Origin of the sequence: Lactiplantibacillus dongliensis, from assembly GCF_005405105.1 — a bacterium.
GTDB lineage: Bacteria > Bacillota > Bacilli > Lactobacillales > Lactobacillaceae > Lactiplantibacillus > Lactiplantibacillus dongliensis.
Map to the genome: position 1 here is coordinate 59676 of NZ_BJDK01000015.1, position 16184 is coordinate 75859.

The window sequence follows — 16184 nt, forward strand, 5'->3', positions numbered from 1 at the left end:
GACCCCCTATTTAAAATTAAAAACTGAACCAGCCAACCAGTCACCTAGCTTAGGTGCCAATTGATACCCTAGATTAGCAGCGCCCATCACCCAGGGCGCATTGATTTCACGGCGATGGCGACCAAGCCGCCGGACAATTTGGGCCGCAAATTTCACTGGATTTAAGGCGAGCCACGCCACCGAATCTAAATAATGTCCCGTGGGATCGGCGGTTTTGAAGAAATCTGTCTGGATAGGCCCTGGATTAACCGTTAACACATTGATCCCCGCTGGCCGTAATTCCAGTCGTAACGCATTATCATAAGCGATTAAAGCCGCCTTAGTCGCCGCATAAACTGCGGATTTTGGTGTCGCAATTTTGCCTGCAATCGAGGCCACATTCACAATCTCACCATGCTGGGCTTTAACCATTCGCTGAGCGGCCAATTGACTGACATACATGACACCGAGCGTATTAACCCGCAGCATCCGCGCCATCATCACATGATCCATCTCGATGGCCGGGACTAAATAACCAAATCCCGCCGCATTAATCACGGTATCCAAGTGGTCAAACAGCTCATCAATCGTCGCAAACACCTGATCAACCGCACTCACTGAACTAATATCAGCCGTTAAAGCCACGGCTTGTGTCTGCGATAACAACCGACATTGATCAGCAACTTTGACTAACCGATCGTGGCGCCGCGCCACTAGCACGACCTGGGCGCCTTGAGCAGCCACCGCCAGGGCTAATTGCTCCCCTAAACCGCTCGAAGCCCCCGTTACTAAAACGACTTTTCCTGTTAAAGCTGTCATTTTTGTCACCTACTTTTGAATGGGCACTTCAATCAGATCAAAATCCCGGACCACTTTCGTATTCGGAAAGACCTGTTGCGCTTGCTTTTGTAATTCTTTCGATAATTTACCGGTATACCGCGCCGAAATATGGGTCAATAATAATTGATGCACCCCGGCCTTTTTAGCAACTTGGGCCGCTTGGGTACTCGTTGAATGGTAGTAATTATGGGCTAGCTTGCCTTCATCTTTACCGAATGTACTTTCATGCACCAAGACATCCGCATGCTGAGCTAAACTAACTGCATTCGGCGTCTGCCGCGTATCACCTAAAATCGTGACGATGCGACCAGCTTGGGGCGCTCCTAAGAAGTCCTGCCCATTAATCGTACGACCATCTGGTAACGTCACCGTTTGACCTGCCTTTAATTGACCATAAAGCGGACCACTTGGAATATTTAACGCTTTTAGCTTATCAGCCTGCAATTCGCCAGGATGAGCCGCTTCTTCTACACGATAACCGAAAGTTTCAATCCGGTGTTCCAGACGTTGGCAAGATACTTTGAACGTTGCATCTTCAAAGATGACCCCATCGCCACTAAGTTCTTCAAATCGTAATGGATAGGATAAGCGCGTCCCGGAAACCCGCATCGCAGTCATAACAAAGTCCCGAATACCTTTGGGACCATAGACCGTCAACGGTTCATCGCCGCCCTGAAACGAGCGCGAACTTAAAAAGCCCGGCAACCCAAAAATATGATCACCATGCAAATGGGTAATGAAAATTTTCGTAATTTTGCGTGGTTTAAGCGTCGTCCGTAAGATTTGATGCTGCGTCCCTTCACCCACATCAAAGAGCCAAACTTCATTGCGTTCATCTAAGAGTCGTAATGCCGTACTTGTGACATTGCGAAATTTACCCGGTGAACCGGCACCGGTACCTAAAAATTCTAATTGCATCGTTATGTTCGTCCTTATCTGTACAGTCTGCTAATTATTTTACCGAAGACGGCGATAATTAACAACGATTAGTCTTTGTATTCTTCCTTTAATATTGTATCATTTAAGCTGAAGAAAGTTTGTAACTATTTAGTGAGGTAAGCAAATGCGTTTAATTGATTTCAAACTCTCAACCGCTGATCTAATCCAACAATTACCGCTCTACTGGGAAACGAAGGGCCAATTGTCACCCGTCACCGACTTGCGGCTGTCGAATCAGCAACTTTTACTCGTGACCACGGCGCAGGGCACGCCCATGACGCTTGATCAGTTAAACGCCCGCACCCGGCAAGTAAGCGGGGCCACGCCGCTGCTAATCGCGGCCACACCACCGGTCCCCTTATTCGGCTATCGGCTCAGCGACCAGCGCTTACTATTAGGATAACCTCAGTTCAAAAGGAGTTCTTATGTTGTTAAAACGATCAATCTTCGGTAGCTTACTGCTCATCAGCGGCCTACTCTTAAGCGGCTGTACAGCTAAGTCCACCCCTAGCTATCACAAAACGGCGGCCCAATTTGAAAGTGAATCTGCGACTTCAAAAAAGGTGCCCAAAGATAAAACGGCCAAAGCTAGTTCCGTTAAAGCCAGCAGTTCAACCAAGACCAAGTTAAAATCATTTAAAGTACCCCAAAAAGCGCAACATGATAAAAATTACATCAAAAGCGGTCAGCTGACGAAAGCTAAACAATATACTTATGACCAAGCCGGCACCAAAGTCAGTCTCACGGAAGTCAAACCAACCACCAAAACGGTCACTAACGGCCAAGTGCGCTTTAAATTCACTCAGATTCGTGTCTTAAAAAACCAGCCAGCCACTAAGACGGCCCTTAAGATGGCCAACCAAGCCTTGAATACCGATCAGATTAAAGGGACTTATTATACGTTGCAACTTAAATACACCGTTACTAATCATCGTAACGCCACCGTTAACATTGACGGCATCACCGCCCTTAAAACAGATCAGGGTCAGACTTTGACACCTGCCACCCAGATGTATGATTCCGGTGCGGGTACCCAGCTAACTAAAGACGGTCATAAAAATCGGTTTACCATGGCTTTAGTGACCAGTGCCCCTACCAAAATTAAGCATGTCGATGTCATTTTGGGTGGTATCTTCACACCAAGTGGCAAAACTTTAGCCAAAGCCAGTGCTTTTCAAACGTTGACACTAAACTGATACCAAACACCCTCAGACCTAACAACTAGTCACACGCTTAACGCCGCCAGTCACTCGGGGGCGTTTTTGGCGTTCACTTTAGTTGTATTCGTTTTCACAGCCGAGTAAACTAAGGACATTACTTTTTATGGAGGTTTTACTAATGCCCGCAATAATCCCAAGTCTATGGTTCTCCCAAAACAACTGTGAAGAAGCTATCCATTATTACTTAGAGGTCTTCCCTAACTCTGAGCTCGAAAGCATGACCTTTTATCCGGATGAGTCCCTGGATAACCACTTCGTTGGTATGCACGGCCGGGTCTTAACCGCGGTGTTCACCTTGGATGGCCACCGCTTTACCGCGTTAGATGGCGGACCCAGCTTTACTTTTAATGAAGCCGTCTCATTCACTATCGAATGTGCTGACCAAGCTGAGATCGATTACTACTGGGAAAAGTTATCGCACGTTCCAGACGCGGAACAGTGCGGCTGGGCCAAAGATCAGTTTGGCCTATCTTGGCAGATTGTTCCCCAAGCCATCGCCTCGCTGACTGAGACACCCGCGCAGATCCAAGCACTGATGAAAATGAAAAAGATCGATATTGCCACATTAATGGCTGCTCGTTAGCGCCAAAAAAGCCGGTTCAACAGTTTTAACACTGCTAAACCGGCTTTTACTTAATGCTTTTAGTCCATAAATTGAAAAGAATAATCTAAGATTTGAATCGTATCATCGTTCTTCGCACCCTCAGCACGTAAGGCATCATCAACCCCCATGCCCCGAATTTGACGGGCAAAACGCATAATACTTTCTTCATGATCCAAGTTCGTCATCTTGAATAAACGTTCCAGCTTTTCACCCGACAAGACGAACAACCCTGGTTCCGGATTATCCACTGTAAAGTCAGGATTAGTGGCCGTCGTGTAGTCACGATGCTCAACATCATCAACACCCTTAATTGGGAATTGCGGTGTCGTATCGAGTAGATCCGCCGTTTGCGCCAGCAAGGCTTTAATCCCTTGTTGCGTAATCGATGAGATCGGATAGATCTTTGGCGTTTCCGCTAAGGTCTGGTCAGTCTTTAACTTGGCTTCAAATTTAGCCAGGTTATCGGCTGAATCTGGCATATCCATCTTAGTAGCGACTACGATTTGTGGTCGCTTCAATAAGTCGGGATCATAGCTAGTCAATTCATGATTGATTTTCAAATAATCTTCAAAGGGATCATTTTCTTCAACGCCACTCATATCAATCAGATGCAAGATAACCCGTGTCCGTTCGATATGCCGTAAGAATTGAATCCCAAGACCGACCCCGTTGGCCGCCCCTTCAATCAATCCAGGTAAGTCTGCCATGACGAAATCACGCCCGTCATCTAAGCGGACCATCCCAAGATTAGGGACCAACGTTGTAAAGTGGTAAGCCGCAATCTTCGGCTTCGCACTCGTGACCACGGACAACAGCGTGGACTTCCCAACGGATGGGAACCCAACCAAGCCAACATCGGCCAAGACCTTTAACTCAAGGCGAATCGATAATTCGTCCCCAGGTTCCCCGTTTTCAGCAATTTCTGGTGCGGGGTTCTTCGGACTGGCAAAATGAATATTACCACGACCACCACGGCCACCTTTAGCAATCACTAGTTTTTGATTCTTTTCAGTAATATCACCAATTAATTTACCGGTTTCGAGATCGGTCACGACCGTCCCGAGCGGCACATCGATAATCCGGTCTTTCGCTGAGCGACCAGTCATCTGCTTGATCATCCCATTGCCGCCAGATTCAGCTTTGAACTTACGCGTATAACGGAAATCCATTAACGTGCGTAACCCTTCATCGGCTTTTAAGACGATACTACCGCCGCGACCACCGTCACCACCAGCGGGACCCCCATTTGGCACGAACTTTTCGCGCCGGAATGCGACCATCCCATTACCACCGTTACCGGCTTTTACATCTACTTTTACTTGATCGACAAACATATTTTTCTCCTGTTTCTTCTATATTATTTATCTACGAAATGGTTCGTGCGAAATTAGATACCTGACCTAGTATACAAATGTTAAGCGACCACGTCAAAGTATCCGCCGTCAATCCCACCAACTGATTGACCTTTATTAGACCAATCTCATTGACTGCTATTGACGGAGTTGCGTCAAACCGTCACCATTAGCAGCTACAAATCAGCTTTTATCCTGCAATTAACCGCTATCATAGAGAAAAATTGACCTAAATCAGCCCTTTTACCGTAACTAATATCAGCTTAATGACGGAATTTGAATATTTTTGACGTTTTTTGGAGGCTTTTGTTGCGTTTTGATAGTAGAGCGTGTATATTATTCTTCGGAGGGATTTGAAAGTGCTTACAGAAGAACGTCAACAATACATTTTAAATACGATCCGTTTCAAGGGCATTATTAAAATCAAAGATATTTGTTCCAAAACAAATTGCTCAGAATCCACGGTTCGCCGTGATTTACAACAATTAGAGGAACAAGGCGAATTGCTACGCGTCCATGGCGGCGCTAAGTATATGAATTCGCTCCAAGAAGAACCGGCCATGAATGATAAGGTTTCGCGGAATGTCGATGCGAAAGACCGGATTGCGCAACAAGCCGTTGCCAACATTCAAGTTGATGATGTCATCTATCTCGATGCGGGGACTTCCACGCTGGCGATGATTCCACATCTCAACCCTGGTTATAACTTACGTATCGTGACTAACGGGGTCGTCCATGCTTCAGTCTTAGCAGACATGGGCATTAAGACTTACTTACTTGGTGGCAACCTTAAAAATGTCACCAAAGCCGTCATCGGTCCCGAAGCCGTTAAGTCATTGCAAGAATATCGGTTCAACAAGGTTTTCCTTGGTATCAACGGGGTTCATCCCAAATTTGGGTTGACCACCCCCGACCCAGATGAAGCAATCGTTAAAAAAACAGCCATTGCGCAAAGTGAAGAAAGCTTCATTTTGGCTGACAATTCAAAATTCGACCACGTTTCCTTTGCGCGCGTTGGTGACTTGAGTAGTGCCACCATTGTGACTGACCAATTAACACCGACCCTGGCCGAACAATATCAACCATTAACTACGATTCAGGAGGTACAGAACTCATGATTTACACCATTACCGTCAATCCTGCGATTGACTACGTGGTCCAGCTACCGCAAATGACTTTAGGCAGTGTTAATCGCCTGGCCCACACCGCCAAATTACCTGGTGGTAAAGGCATCAATGTCTCACAAATTCTAAACGACCTCGAACAACCCAATGTTGCCTTAGGGTTCGTTGGCGGATTCACCGGGACCTTTGTCAGTGAGGCCTTAAAAGCAAAAGGCTTAAATTGCCGTTTCACTAAGATCGCTGATGATACGCGGATCAATGTTAAGATTCACGCCGAACAAGAAACCGAATTAAACGGTGCGGGTCCTGATATTACCGCCAGTGAAGTGGACGCGTTCTATCAAGAACTTGCGAACTTAACCCCTGATGATGTGGTCGTGATGTCTGGTAGTTTGACCCCTAGTTTACCAGATAGCTTCTACTTTGATATTATTCAAAAAGTTGAAGCCGCTGGGGCAAACTTCGTGATTGACACCACTGGTGAAGCCTTGAAGAAGACCTTACCTAGCAAGCCATTGGTTGTTAAACCTAACAATCATGAGTTAGCCGCTTATTACCACACGACGTTTAACAGTCAAGCCGATATTATCGCGGCCGGTCAACGAATGTTAGCCGAAGGTGCCAAGCACGTGCTGATCTCCATGGCTGGCGATGGTGGCTTACTCATCACACCAGATCACGTTTACTTCAGCCCCGCACCTAAGGGTCAGGTGATTAACTCCGTTGGTGCTGGTGATTCAATGATTGGCGGGTTCGTTGGGACCTTTGCCAAGACGCATGATGCGGTTGAAAGTTTCCGTTACGGCTTAGCTTGTGGTTCCGCCACGGCCTTTTCAGAAGACATTGCGACCCGTGCCAAGATCGACGAAATTTTACCCCTAATTAAGATTGAACAATTAACTAACTAGCTATTTTTGAAAGGACTGTTACGAACTTATGGATATCCGCGATTTACTATTAAAAGACGCCATGATCATGGACATGCAAGCCACGACCAAAGACGACGCGATTGACGAACTTGTTCATCAGTATGCTAAAGTCGGCGTGATTAACGATGAAGCCCTCTACAAGCAAGATATTATCAAACGTGAAGCCGAATCAACGACTGGGATTGGCGATGGCATTGCAATGCCGCATGCTAAAGATAAAGCCGTTCAACGCGCAACCGTGATGTTTGCTAAGAGTAAAGCCGGTGTTGACTTCAATGCTTTAGATGGTCAACCCGTGCACCTCTTCTTCATGATTGCTGCGCCAGAAGGGGCTAACAACACCCACTTAGCGGCCCTTGCCGCCTTATCAAGTCTCTTGATTGATCCCGACCTGGTGGCTAAGTTAAAGCAAGCTAACACCCCTGACGACGTTCAACAACTCTTCGCTGATGCCCAAGCGGCCAAGGAAGAAAAAGACGCGAAGGCTGCTGCAGCGAAAGCTGAAAAAGAAGCCGCCCAAGCGAGTGCCCCTGCTGATGAAAAACGGCCGTATATCGTTGGGGTCACTGCTTGTCCTAATGGGATTGCACATACCTACATGGCCGAAGCTGCTTTAATCAAGCAAGCCGAAGCGATGAATGTTGATATCAAGATCGAAACAAACGGTTCTGAAGGGGTCAAACATTTATTGACCGCCGATGAAATCGCTCGCGCTGATGGGGTCGTGATTGCCGCTGATAAGAAGGTCAAGATGGCCCGCTTTGATGGTAAACACTTAGTCAACCGCCCCGTTACCGATGGGATTAACAAATCTGAAGAATTGTTAAATGAAGCCTTAAGTGGCAAAGCCCCCGTCTATCATGACGCTGATGGCGGTGACGCAACTGACGACGATGCCGGCAATGCTGGTGGCGGCGTTTGGAGCGAAATCTACAAAGATTTAATGAACGGGATTTCACACATGTTGCCATTCGTTGTTGGTGGTGGGATTTTAATGGCTCTCTCCTTCGTCATCGAACAATTTGCTGGTGATAAGAGTTTAGCCTTTACTTTCTTCAACCAAGCTGGGAACATGGCCTTTGCCTTTATGGTACCGGTCTTAGCTGGTTATATTGCCGAATCGATTGGTGATCGTCCAGCCTTAATGCCTGGGTTTGTTGGTGGCTTTATGGCGACGGTTTACACCGGTGCTTACGGTGGTGCTTATACCGCCTCAATCACGGCTAATGCCAAGAGTCCAGCTGGTTTCTTAGGTGGATTAGTCGCTGGTTTCTTAGCTGGTTACATTACCGTTTGGATGAAGAAGTGGACTAAGAACATGCCACAATCGCTTGAAGGCATGAAGCCAATGTTAATCTACCCGATCTTGGGCTTGTTAATCGTTGCTGCTTTGATGTTCTTCATTGTCAACCCAATCTTCTCAGTGATCAACTTATGGATTACCCACTTCTTGAACTCCATGGGTACCGGTAACGCGGTTCTCTTAGGGTTAGTCCTCGGTGGGATGATGTCGATCGATATGGGTGGTCCTTTCAACAAGGCCGCTTACGTCTTCGCCACTGGGGCCTTCACTGCGACTCAAGATGGGAACTTAATGGCCGCCGTTATGGCTGGTGGGATGGTCCCACCATTGGCAACCGCGATTGCCACTGCTTTCTGGCCAAAGAAATTCACAGATGACGAACGTAAAGCTGGGATTTCCAACTGGTTACTCGGAATTTCCTTCATTACGGAAGGGGCTATTCCATTTGCTACCGCTGATCCATTACACGTCATTGGGTCAAGTGTGATTGGGGCCGCCATTGCTGGTGGGTTGACTCAATTATGGCAAGTCTCCGTTCCGGCACCACATGGGGGCTTATGGGTTGCGTTACTAGCCACTAATATTTGGGGCTACGTTGCCGCAACTGTCATTGGCGCTATTATTGCTGGGGTTATCCTCGGTATTTGGAAGCCTGCTCGTCAAACTGCTAAATAACATTAACACTTTAAGCTGGTCGTCTTCATTGGCGATCAGCTTTTTTGCGGCTTAAAAAGATTTAAACTAAAGCTAGCTCCCCCTTTTCCCCTGACACAGATACGACTTCTTGACTTTATTCGGTTAAATAACTATCCAATTCAGTGAATAAACGGGTATAATAAAACTATTACTTCAATGAAATGAGACGATTTTTGTGAAAAATACGATCCGTCATTGGGCATTAACCTTAGCTTTAGGCAGTGCCCTCCTGTTAGCTGGTTGTCAGGCTCAAGCTAAGCCTAACCCCAGCCAAGTTAAAACGCGGCAACTGACCGCCATGGTTATTAGTGACGACCATGTTATCGCGCCCAAGCTGCATGATAATGGTAGCGCTTTTAAATCTTATGCCGCTAGTGATGCCGGTGCTGATTTAAAATATAGTGCCACGATTTTTAAAGCATTCATTGCCACCGCGTTACATAAAAAACCAGATGTCGTCATTGTGAGTGGCGACATTACGAATAACGGTGAAAAAGCAAGCCATGAGTATGTGGCCAGCCAATTAAAACGCCTAACACAACGCCATATCCGGGTTTATGTGGTGCCTGGTAACCATGATATTAATAATCCGATGACCCGTAGCTTTAAGGGGAAGAAACAATATGGCGCTGACGCAATTAGTCCTAGTGAATTCAAAAGTATCTATGCTAAAGCCGGGTACGCTGCCAGTGTGCAACACGACAGCAGTTCACTTAGCTACCTCGTTAAACCGAGTCAAAAGACCTGGTTTTTAATGCTCGACTCAGCTATTTATAAAGGTAACTACCAACAAGGCAGCTCAACAGTCGGTGGTGGCTTTACGGATGGCACCTTGGACTGGATTGCTAAAGTTGGTCGCGAAGCCAAAAAGCAACACGCCACGTTAATCCCGGTCATGCACCATAACTTAATGAACCACACCATGATCCATCAAGGCTACACCATTGGCTATGCGGATCAAGTTCAAAAAGTGTTCAGTCAAGCGAATGCTAAGCTAACTCTTAGCGGCCATATTCACGCGCAAAGCATTAAAGCCACGACCGTCAATGACACTAAATTAACTGAAATTGCCAGCGGGGCCTTAATCTTAGGCAATCACTATTATGGGACTTTAAAGATCGATCAAACGGCAGGCACTGCGACTTATCATGCTAAGCCGTTAAATGTGACTAACTATATTAAGGCCAATCAAGGGGCTCACGCCGCTACTGCATATCGGAAATACGATCATGACGTTTTATATGCATCTGGCTACAATGCCGCTTTAAGCCAATTATATGAAGACCGTTCAGAGTCAAATTATTCAACTAAAAAGATTAAGACATTAGCAGCTGGTATGGGTGAAGCTAATATTGCCCTCTTCAGCGGGCAGCCCGTTAAAAATAGCGCCAATATCAAAGCTTGGGAAAAGATGCCAAAGTCAACGCGATTACGGCAATTTATCTTGCGGACCAAGCACTTGCATGGCAATGTGGATTGGTCCGGCAGTGTTCGTTAAAATCACTAGGCTACGCTGAATGCTAGTTACACTTGTTGTCTGCCGATGCTGGCCCAACTAAGCACCAAACATACTACCTTAATTTCTAAGGCACACCATCGAAATCGACGGTGTGCCTTTTTTATCACTAGTCTCACTTTCAATTTTTAGTAATTTCCCCATTAGCCCTCAAATTAAGCATCATTTGTAGTCAACCATTACCATGTCTTGTATTATACAATTATTTAGTTGCTAACTTTGAAACAAAAAATACCCGCAACCAACAAAATGTCGGCTACGGGTATTTCTTGACGTTGTGATTATATCAGCTTACAGAAATGATCCTTAATAGCATCTTTTTCTGGTACAAAACTTATATAACATCTTGAGTATACGATAGAAATATTGCTATTGTTTATTAGTTGAGTTACAAAAAGATTACAAAATTGTAACCGCCAACTAATTTTTCGACTATGTCGCCCCTTTTTGGTAGTGTTTCGGTGTTACCCCACCACCAGCCAAGGAGAACTTAATGGTCTGGGCCACGTTCTTGGCAATACCAAGCTTTTGAATTTCTTCAATTGGGGCCGCGGCAATCTTTGTCATTGACCCAAATTTACGTAATAATTTATTACGCGTTTTCGGACCCACCCCAGGGATCTCATCTAGTCGCGAACTTAATGAATGTTTCGTATGCACTTGCCGGTGGAACGTAATCGCAAACCGATGCACTTCATCTTGAATCCGTTGCAACAAATAAAAGCCCTGACTCTTGGGATCTAAGTTCAAATGGGCATCGCCCGCTGAAGCTAACAGGTCAGCGGTCTTATGATGATCATTCTTAACCATCGCCGCGACCGGTGTATCTAAGCCTAATTCGTTTTCTAAGACGTCTTTAGCCGCATCTAACTGAATGTCCCCGCCATCCATCAGAATCAAGTCAGGCAGCTTAGCGTGCTCTTTTAGTAGTCGTGTGTAGCGCCGCCGAATCACTTCACGCGTTGACGCGGCTTCATCGGCATGATCAACGGTTCGAAGCTTGAACTTACGGTACAGCTTTTTATTCGGCTGGCCATCCGTAAAGACGACCATCGCCGAGACCAAATCGGCCCCTTGAATATGCGAGTGGTCAAACGCTTCAATCTTATGACCTGGTGGCAACCCAAGCGCATCCGTAATTTCCTTCATCGCCCCGGTGGTCTTGCGTTCATCCAACTCCAATAACCGGAACTTCTCTTCCAACACAATCCGGGCATTCTTTTCGGCTAGATCAAGCAAATCCTTTTTCTGGCCCCGTTGCGGTGTCCGTACCGGAATCCCTAAGATATCACTTAACACGGCTTTATCTAGCCCCGCTGGCACTAATACTTCGCGTGGTAACACGTTATTCTTACGATTGTAGAACTGTAAAATAAAACTTGTCATTTCTTCCGGCGCCGTTGAGACAATCGGGAATAACCGTTTCTCACGCTTCATTAAGCGCGCCTGCCGGATAAAGAAGACTTGAATTGACAACCAACCTTTATCCAAGTAAAAGTTAAACAAATCCCGTGGCGTATGATCATTTGAAATAATCTTTTGCTTTTCAACGGTCATTTCAATATAAGTCAATTGATCACGCAATTCAGCAGCACGTTCGAACTCTAAATCAGCCGCAGCCTTCGTCATCCGCGTCGTTAATTGTTTTTTGACCGTTTCAACATGACCACTTAAAAAGGCCTTGATGCGTTTGATCTGCGCGTCATACTTTTCAGTGGGCACCGTTTGGAAGCATGCCCCAAGACATTGGCCCATATGATAATACAGACATGGGCGGCCTTGGAAGCCGTGACAACGCCGTAACGGATACACTTTTTGAATAAAGTTGACCGTTTCTTGTGCCGCATAGACATTCGGATACGGGCCAAAGTAATACCCGCCATCCTTACGTACATCACTGACAATCAAGATTTGCGGATCACGTTCGTTTGTAATCTTAATGTACGGATAGCCGGTCCCTTTTTTCAACTTAATATTAAAATAAGGTTGATGCTTTTGAATCAACGTAATTTCCAATAAAAAAGCTTCCTTATCGGTGGAAGTAACGATAAACTCAAAATCAGCAATCTCTGAAACTAAGCGCGCCGTTTTACCTGTATGACTACTCTTAAAGTAAGAACGCACGCGATTTTTTAAATTTTTAGCTTTCCCAACATAAATAATCTGGCTATTTAAATTCTTCATTAAATAACAACCTGGTAAATCCGGTAATAACGATAATTTATGTTCAATATGTTCCGAAGCCATCCCGCGACGCCTCCCGTCTTCTAATTCAGCGCTACTAGTATACCGCCGATACTCAAGGTCTGACAAGTAAAGAGCACGTCTGTTCGGTAAATCAGTTCTTAGCTAAAAAAACGAGCTTTGACCACATGGCCAAGCTCGTCTGTTAGCTTTACATTAAAATTTTTGAGAGAAAATCTTTGGCCCGATCCGTTTCCGGATTAGCAAAGAACTTTTCTGGCGTACTATTTTCCTGAATATACCCATCGGCCATGAACCAAATACGATCCCCAACCGACTTGGCAAAGCCCATTTCATGGGTGACGACGACCATCGTCATCCCATCTTTAGCAAGTTCTTGCATAACATTCAAGACTTCGCCAACCATTTCAGGGTCTAAGGCGGAGGTTGGTTCGTCAAATAACATCACTTCTGGATTCATCGCCAACGCCCGTGCAATGGCTACCCGTTGCGCTTGCCCACCAGATAGGCTATCTGGAAAGGCATCGGCATGATCATCCAAACCAACCCGTTGCAATAATTCATGCGCTTGCTTGGTTGCACTAGCATCATCGGCATGCTTAACTTTCATTGGGGCCAACTTGATGTTTTCTAAGACGGTCATGTTTGGGAACAGGTTGAACCCTTGGAACACCATCCCCATCTTTTCTCGTAACGAGTTCACGCTCTTGGTATCCATGGTCGTCAAATCATGGCCTTCAAAAGCCACTTTCCCACTAGTAGGAGTTTCTAATAAGTTCAAGCAACGTAAGAACGTACTTTTCCCACCACCGGAAGGGCCGATAACGACGATCACTTGGCCAGGGTTTACTTGTTCGGTAATATCTTTTAAAACGGCATTGTCACCAAAACTTTTGGCGAGTTTTTCAACTTCAATCACTGGTTTAGGCATGTTGCATCTTCCTTTCGAAATAGTTCAAAATCCGGGACGCCGTAAAGGTCAAGATGAAGTATAAGACCATAATGACCACGATTGGCGCGACCCCACGATAAGTGTCAGAACGCACGATGTTACTTTGATAGATCAATTCAGTAACCCCGATGATCGACACGATTGAACTATCCTTGATCAGGGTAATAAATTCATTCCCTAATGATGGCCAGATATTCTTCAACGCTTGTGGCAAGACGACAAAGCGCATCGTTTCACCGTTGGACATCCCTAAGCTCCGAGCAGCTTCCGTTTGACCAATATCAACAGAATTGATCCCACCACGGATGTATTCAGCCACGTAAGCCCCAGAGTTCAAGGAAATCGCAATAATCCCGGATGTTAACGCTGGTAGATTGACGAATAACCCTAAACCAAAGTAAACAAACATGACTTGTACCATCATTGGTGTGCCCCGAATGAATTCGACATAAGCCGTAGCAATCCAACGTAAGAGGCTCTTCAGGAAGTTGCCTTTGCCTAACCGGGCTAAGGCCAATAAGACCCCAATGATGAACCCGAAGAAGACGGAACAAACCGTAATGATCAACGTATATTCAATCCCAGTTAAGAAGGCTTTCCAGTAATGCCCCATCGAGGTATTTACCGTATTGGTCTTCAAATACTTCCCAGCAGCTGGCAAATAATCTTTTTTAACTAAGTTTTCCTTTTTAATTTGGTCAACAGTCTGATTAACTTTATTAACTAGACTCGTGGAGCCTTTCCGAAAGGCAATCGCAGAACTAGTCGCGGATGAACTCATACTAAAGTTACTTGGAATCGCGGCTAATTGCTTGTTATTGGAGACATAGGCTTCCGCAGATGGCTTTTCCATGGCAACCCCATCTAACTTATGGCTTTGTAACGCCAAAATCAAATCTGATTGCGAGGTCATCCCTTTTACTTTAGTGTTCTTCGTTTGTTTCTTAGCGGCGTTATATTGCGTGGTCCCAGTTTGGGCACCTAACGTACCGCCACCAAATGAATCCTTATTCTTGTACTTGCCTTTATCGGTCTTATTAATGACAATCTCATAGCCACCTTTATAGTAGGTATGGGTGAAATCAACATTCTTTCGCCGAGCGGGCGTCGGGTTCATCCCGGAAATAATCATATCGACCTTACCAGTCTGTAACGCCACTAATAAAGAATCGAATGACATGGACTTAATCTTTAGCTTAACGCCTAAGTCCTTAGCAACCTTTTCCCCGATTTTAACATCCATCCCAACAACGGCACTCTTCCCTTTAACCGTTGCCTGGAATTCATATGGTGGATAATCTGGGGACGTCCCCATGACTAAGACACCCTTCTTTTGAATCTTAGCTAATGAGCTGTCAGCGGCTTGTGCGGACGTCGGATTACCAAAAACTCCAACCATCATCACGAGCGCTGCCAACATTGCTAGTAGCAACCCTATTTTTTTCTTCATAAGCGTTCTCCTTAATTTCATTTTACAAGAATAAAGTATAAGTGTTTATGATTATTTATGCAAGTATTTTTGATAATTTCTTTATTTTATGCATAAATTAGCGATTTATGCAGTTATTACGGCCTGATTAGTGTATAAAAGAGCCAAAGCTGACAAATTCGTCAAAATTTGCTATGATTAGCGGTAATTGAAAGGAATGATTGCATGAGCTTAAAAGTCCAACGTCAAGATAACTTAGATAAACTATTCGATAAATTTGCGATTGGTCCTGATGATAAAGACAAACTGTCAACCAAGGCAATTCAAGAAACCATTGACGAACATTCAAAACGTAAAGCTGATCAAGCTAAAGACGCCAAAACCAAAGACGCCAAGCAATAATTGGTGCTCAAAAAAGCCGTTAACCTGGGATTTCCCTAAGTTAACGGCTTTTTTAATTGATTACATTATTAGCAGATTTTAGTACCGATAGTTTGCATCTTCTCACGCCGTTCCGCTTCCGTTTCTGGTGTGACCGTACGCCAATCAACGACCGATAACGCACCATCCAACATCCCGCTATCATCTTTTAAGGCCAAGGCATTGTGCCAACGCGCAATATTTAACCCATTCCCTAAATACATTGCATCAGCGGGCGTGGTGGCCATCTCGTAGCCAGCGTTATTCTCCAATGGCGTTGTATAATCAGGATCAGCAACCTTCAAAATGACCAGTTGGAACTTATTGCCAATGGCACAACTCCCACCTAAACTGGAATACTTGTTTGAGCCATCATCCGTGGTTAAGATAACCCGACTACCAGCCGGAATCTTATCAGCTAAATAAGCCTGTGCATCATCTTTGATATTAATCTTCATTATTCAACACCCTTTCGCTTATGACAATTAAGTTGTGTACAACTCTTTTACAGTTACTAATATACCGCGTTCAACGACTAAATGCAATTTTTCAGCTCAGCTACGGCTCAAAAAAAGGATTCCATCATGGTTAATCACTGATGGGCTATACTCCTCTATGGGTAGACAAGCAAATAATTAAAGCTTGTTTACTTAGAGAGGAGTTTTTGTATGGGGAG

The 16184-nt window shown here is 45.1% G+C and carries 15 protein-coding genes; 8 read left to right on the forward strand and 7 right to left on the reverse strand.

Annotated features, from left to right (window positions below; genetic code table 11):
- Positions 1-6 precede the first annotated feature (6 nt).
- Together FFM80_RS07175 and rnz are read right to left on the reverse strand one after the other, a co-directional pair.
- Positions 7-798: an SDR family NAD(P)-dependent oxidoreductase gene (locus FFM80_RS07175; protein ID WP_137640186.1), complete on the reverse strand. Its 792-nt coding sequence runs from the start codon at positions 796-798 to the stop codon at positions 7-9.
- A gap of 9 nt (positions 799-807) precedes the next feature.
- The gene (rnz, locus tag FFM80_RS07180; RefSeq protein ID WP_137640187.1) at positions 808-1737 is read right to left on the reverse strand and encodes a ribonuclease Z; all 930 of its coding nucleotides are present in this window, start codon (positions 1735-1737) and stop codon (positions 808-810) included.
- A 145-nt stretch (positions 1738-1882) separates the two neighbouring features.
- Here rnz and FFM80_RS07185 point away from each other — a divergent pair, with 145 nt between their 5' ends.
- From FFM80_RS07185 to FFM80_RS07195, 3 genes are all read left to right on the forward strand, one after another.
- Positions 1883-2161, forward strand: a complete 279-nt coding sequence (locus FFM80_RS07185) for a hypothetical protein (RefSeq protein ID WP_137640188.1) — start codon at positions 1883-1885, stop codon at positions 2159-2161.
- A gap of 25 nt (positions 2162-2186) precedes the next feature.
- Positions 2187-2954 carry a hypothetical protein gene (locus FFM80_RS07190; protein WP_137640189.1) on the forward strand — a complete coding sequence of 256 codons (768 nt, stop codon included), beginning with the start codon at positions 2187-2189 and terminating at the stop codon, positions 2952-2954.
- Positions 2955-3096: 142 nt separating this feature from the next.
- Positions 3097-3561, forward strand: coding sequence for a VOC family protein (locus FFM80_RS07195; protein WP_137640190.1), 465 nt, complete (start codon positions 3097-3099; stop codon positions 3559-3561).
- A gap of 59 nt (positions 3562-3620) precedes the next feature.
- Here the strand turns inward: FFM80_RS07195 and obgE are convergent, their stop codons facing one another.
- Positions 3621-4916, reverse strand: a complete 1296-nt coding sequence (gene obgE / locus FFM80_RS07200; protein WP_137640191.1) for a GTPase ObgE — start codon at positions 4914-4916, stop codon at positions 3621-3623.
- A 377-nt stretch (positions 4917-5293) separates the two neighbouring features.
- Between obgE and FFM80_RS07205 the strand changes: the two genes are divergently transcribed.
- The 4 genes from FFM80_RS07205 to FFM80_RS07220 all read left to right on the forward strand — a co-directional run bounded on the left by FFM80_RS07205 (position 5294) and on the right by FFM80_RS07220 (position 10484).
- Positions 5294-6052, forward strand: coding sequence for a DeoR/GlpR family DNA-binding transcription regulator (locus tag FFM80_RS07205; protein ID WP_137640192.1), 759 nt, complete (start codon positions 5294-5296; stop codon positions 6050-6052).
- Positions 6049-6966 carry a 1-phosphofructokinase gene (gene pfkB / locus FFM80_RS07210; protein WP_137640193.1) on the forward strand — a complete coding sequence of 306 codons (918 nt, stop codon included), beginning with the start codon at positions 6049-6051 and terminating at the stop codon, positions 6964-6966. Before FFM80_RS07205 ends, pfkB begins: the two co-directional genes overlap by 4 nt.
- Positions 6967-6994: 28 nt before the next feature.
- Positions 6995-8965 carry a PTS fructose transporter subunit IIABC gene (locus tag FFM80_RS07215; protein WP_137640194.1) on the forward strand — a complete coding sequence of 657 codons (1971 nt, stop codon included), beginning with the start codon at positions 6995-6997 and terminating at the stop codon, positions 8963-8965.
- A 196-nt stretch (positions 8966-9161) separates the two neighbouring features.
- Positions 9162-10484, forward strand: coding sequence for a metallophosphoesterase (locus tag FFM80_RS07220; protein ID WP_223877315.1), 1323 nt, complete (start codon positions 9162-9164; stop codon positions 10482-10484).
- A 450-nt stretch (positions 10485-10934) separates the two neighbouring features.
- Here the strand turns inward: FFM80_RS07220 and uvrC are convergent, their stop codons facing one another.
- The 3 genes from uvrC to FFM80_RS07235 form a co-directional block, all read right to left on the reverse strand.
- Entirely contained in the window at positions 10935-12749 is a 1815-nt protein-coding gene (gene uvrC / locus FFM80_RS07225) for an excinuclease ABC subunit UvrC (RefSeq protein ID WP_137640195.1), read from the reverse strand.
- 148 nt (positions 12750-12897) lie between these two features.
- Positions 12898-13638, reverse strand: coding sequence for an amino acid ABC transporter ATP-binding protein (locus FFM80_RS07230; protein WP_137634871.1), 741 nt, complete (start codon positions 13636-13638; stop codon positions 12898-12900).
- Positions 13631-15109 (reverse strand): ABC transporter substrate-binding protein/permease, encoded by a 1479-nt coding sequence (locus FFM80_RS07235; protein WP_137640196.1) that lies wholly within the window; start codon positions 15107-15109, stop codon positions 13631-13633. Before FFM80_RS07235 ends, FFM80_RS07230 begins: the two co-directional genes overlap by 8 nt.
- A 204-nt stretch (positions 15110-15313) precedes the next feature.
- Between FFM80_RS07235 and FFM80_RS07240 the strand changes: the two genes are divergently transcribed.
- The gene (locus FFM80_RS07240; protein WP_137640197.1) at positions 15314-15490 is read left to right on the forward strand and encodes an SPJ_0845 family protein; all 177 of its coding nucleotides are present in this window, start codon (positions 15314-15316) and stop codon (positions 15488-15490) included.
- 68 nt (positions 15491-15558) lie between these two features.
- Here the strand turns inward: FFM80_RS07240 and FFM80_RS07245 are convergent, their stop codons facing one another.
- A complete protein-coding gene (locus tag FFM80_RS07245) occupies positions 15559-15966 on the reverse strand; it encodes an iron-sulfur cluster biosynthesis family protein (protein WP_137640198.1) in 408 nt (135 codons plus the stop codon).
- Positions 15967-16184: the final 218 nt, after the last annotated feature.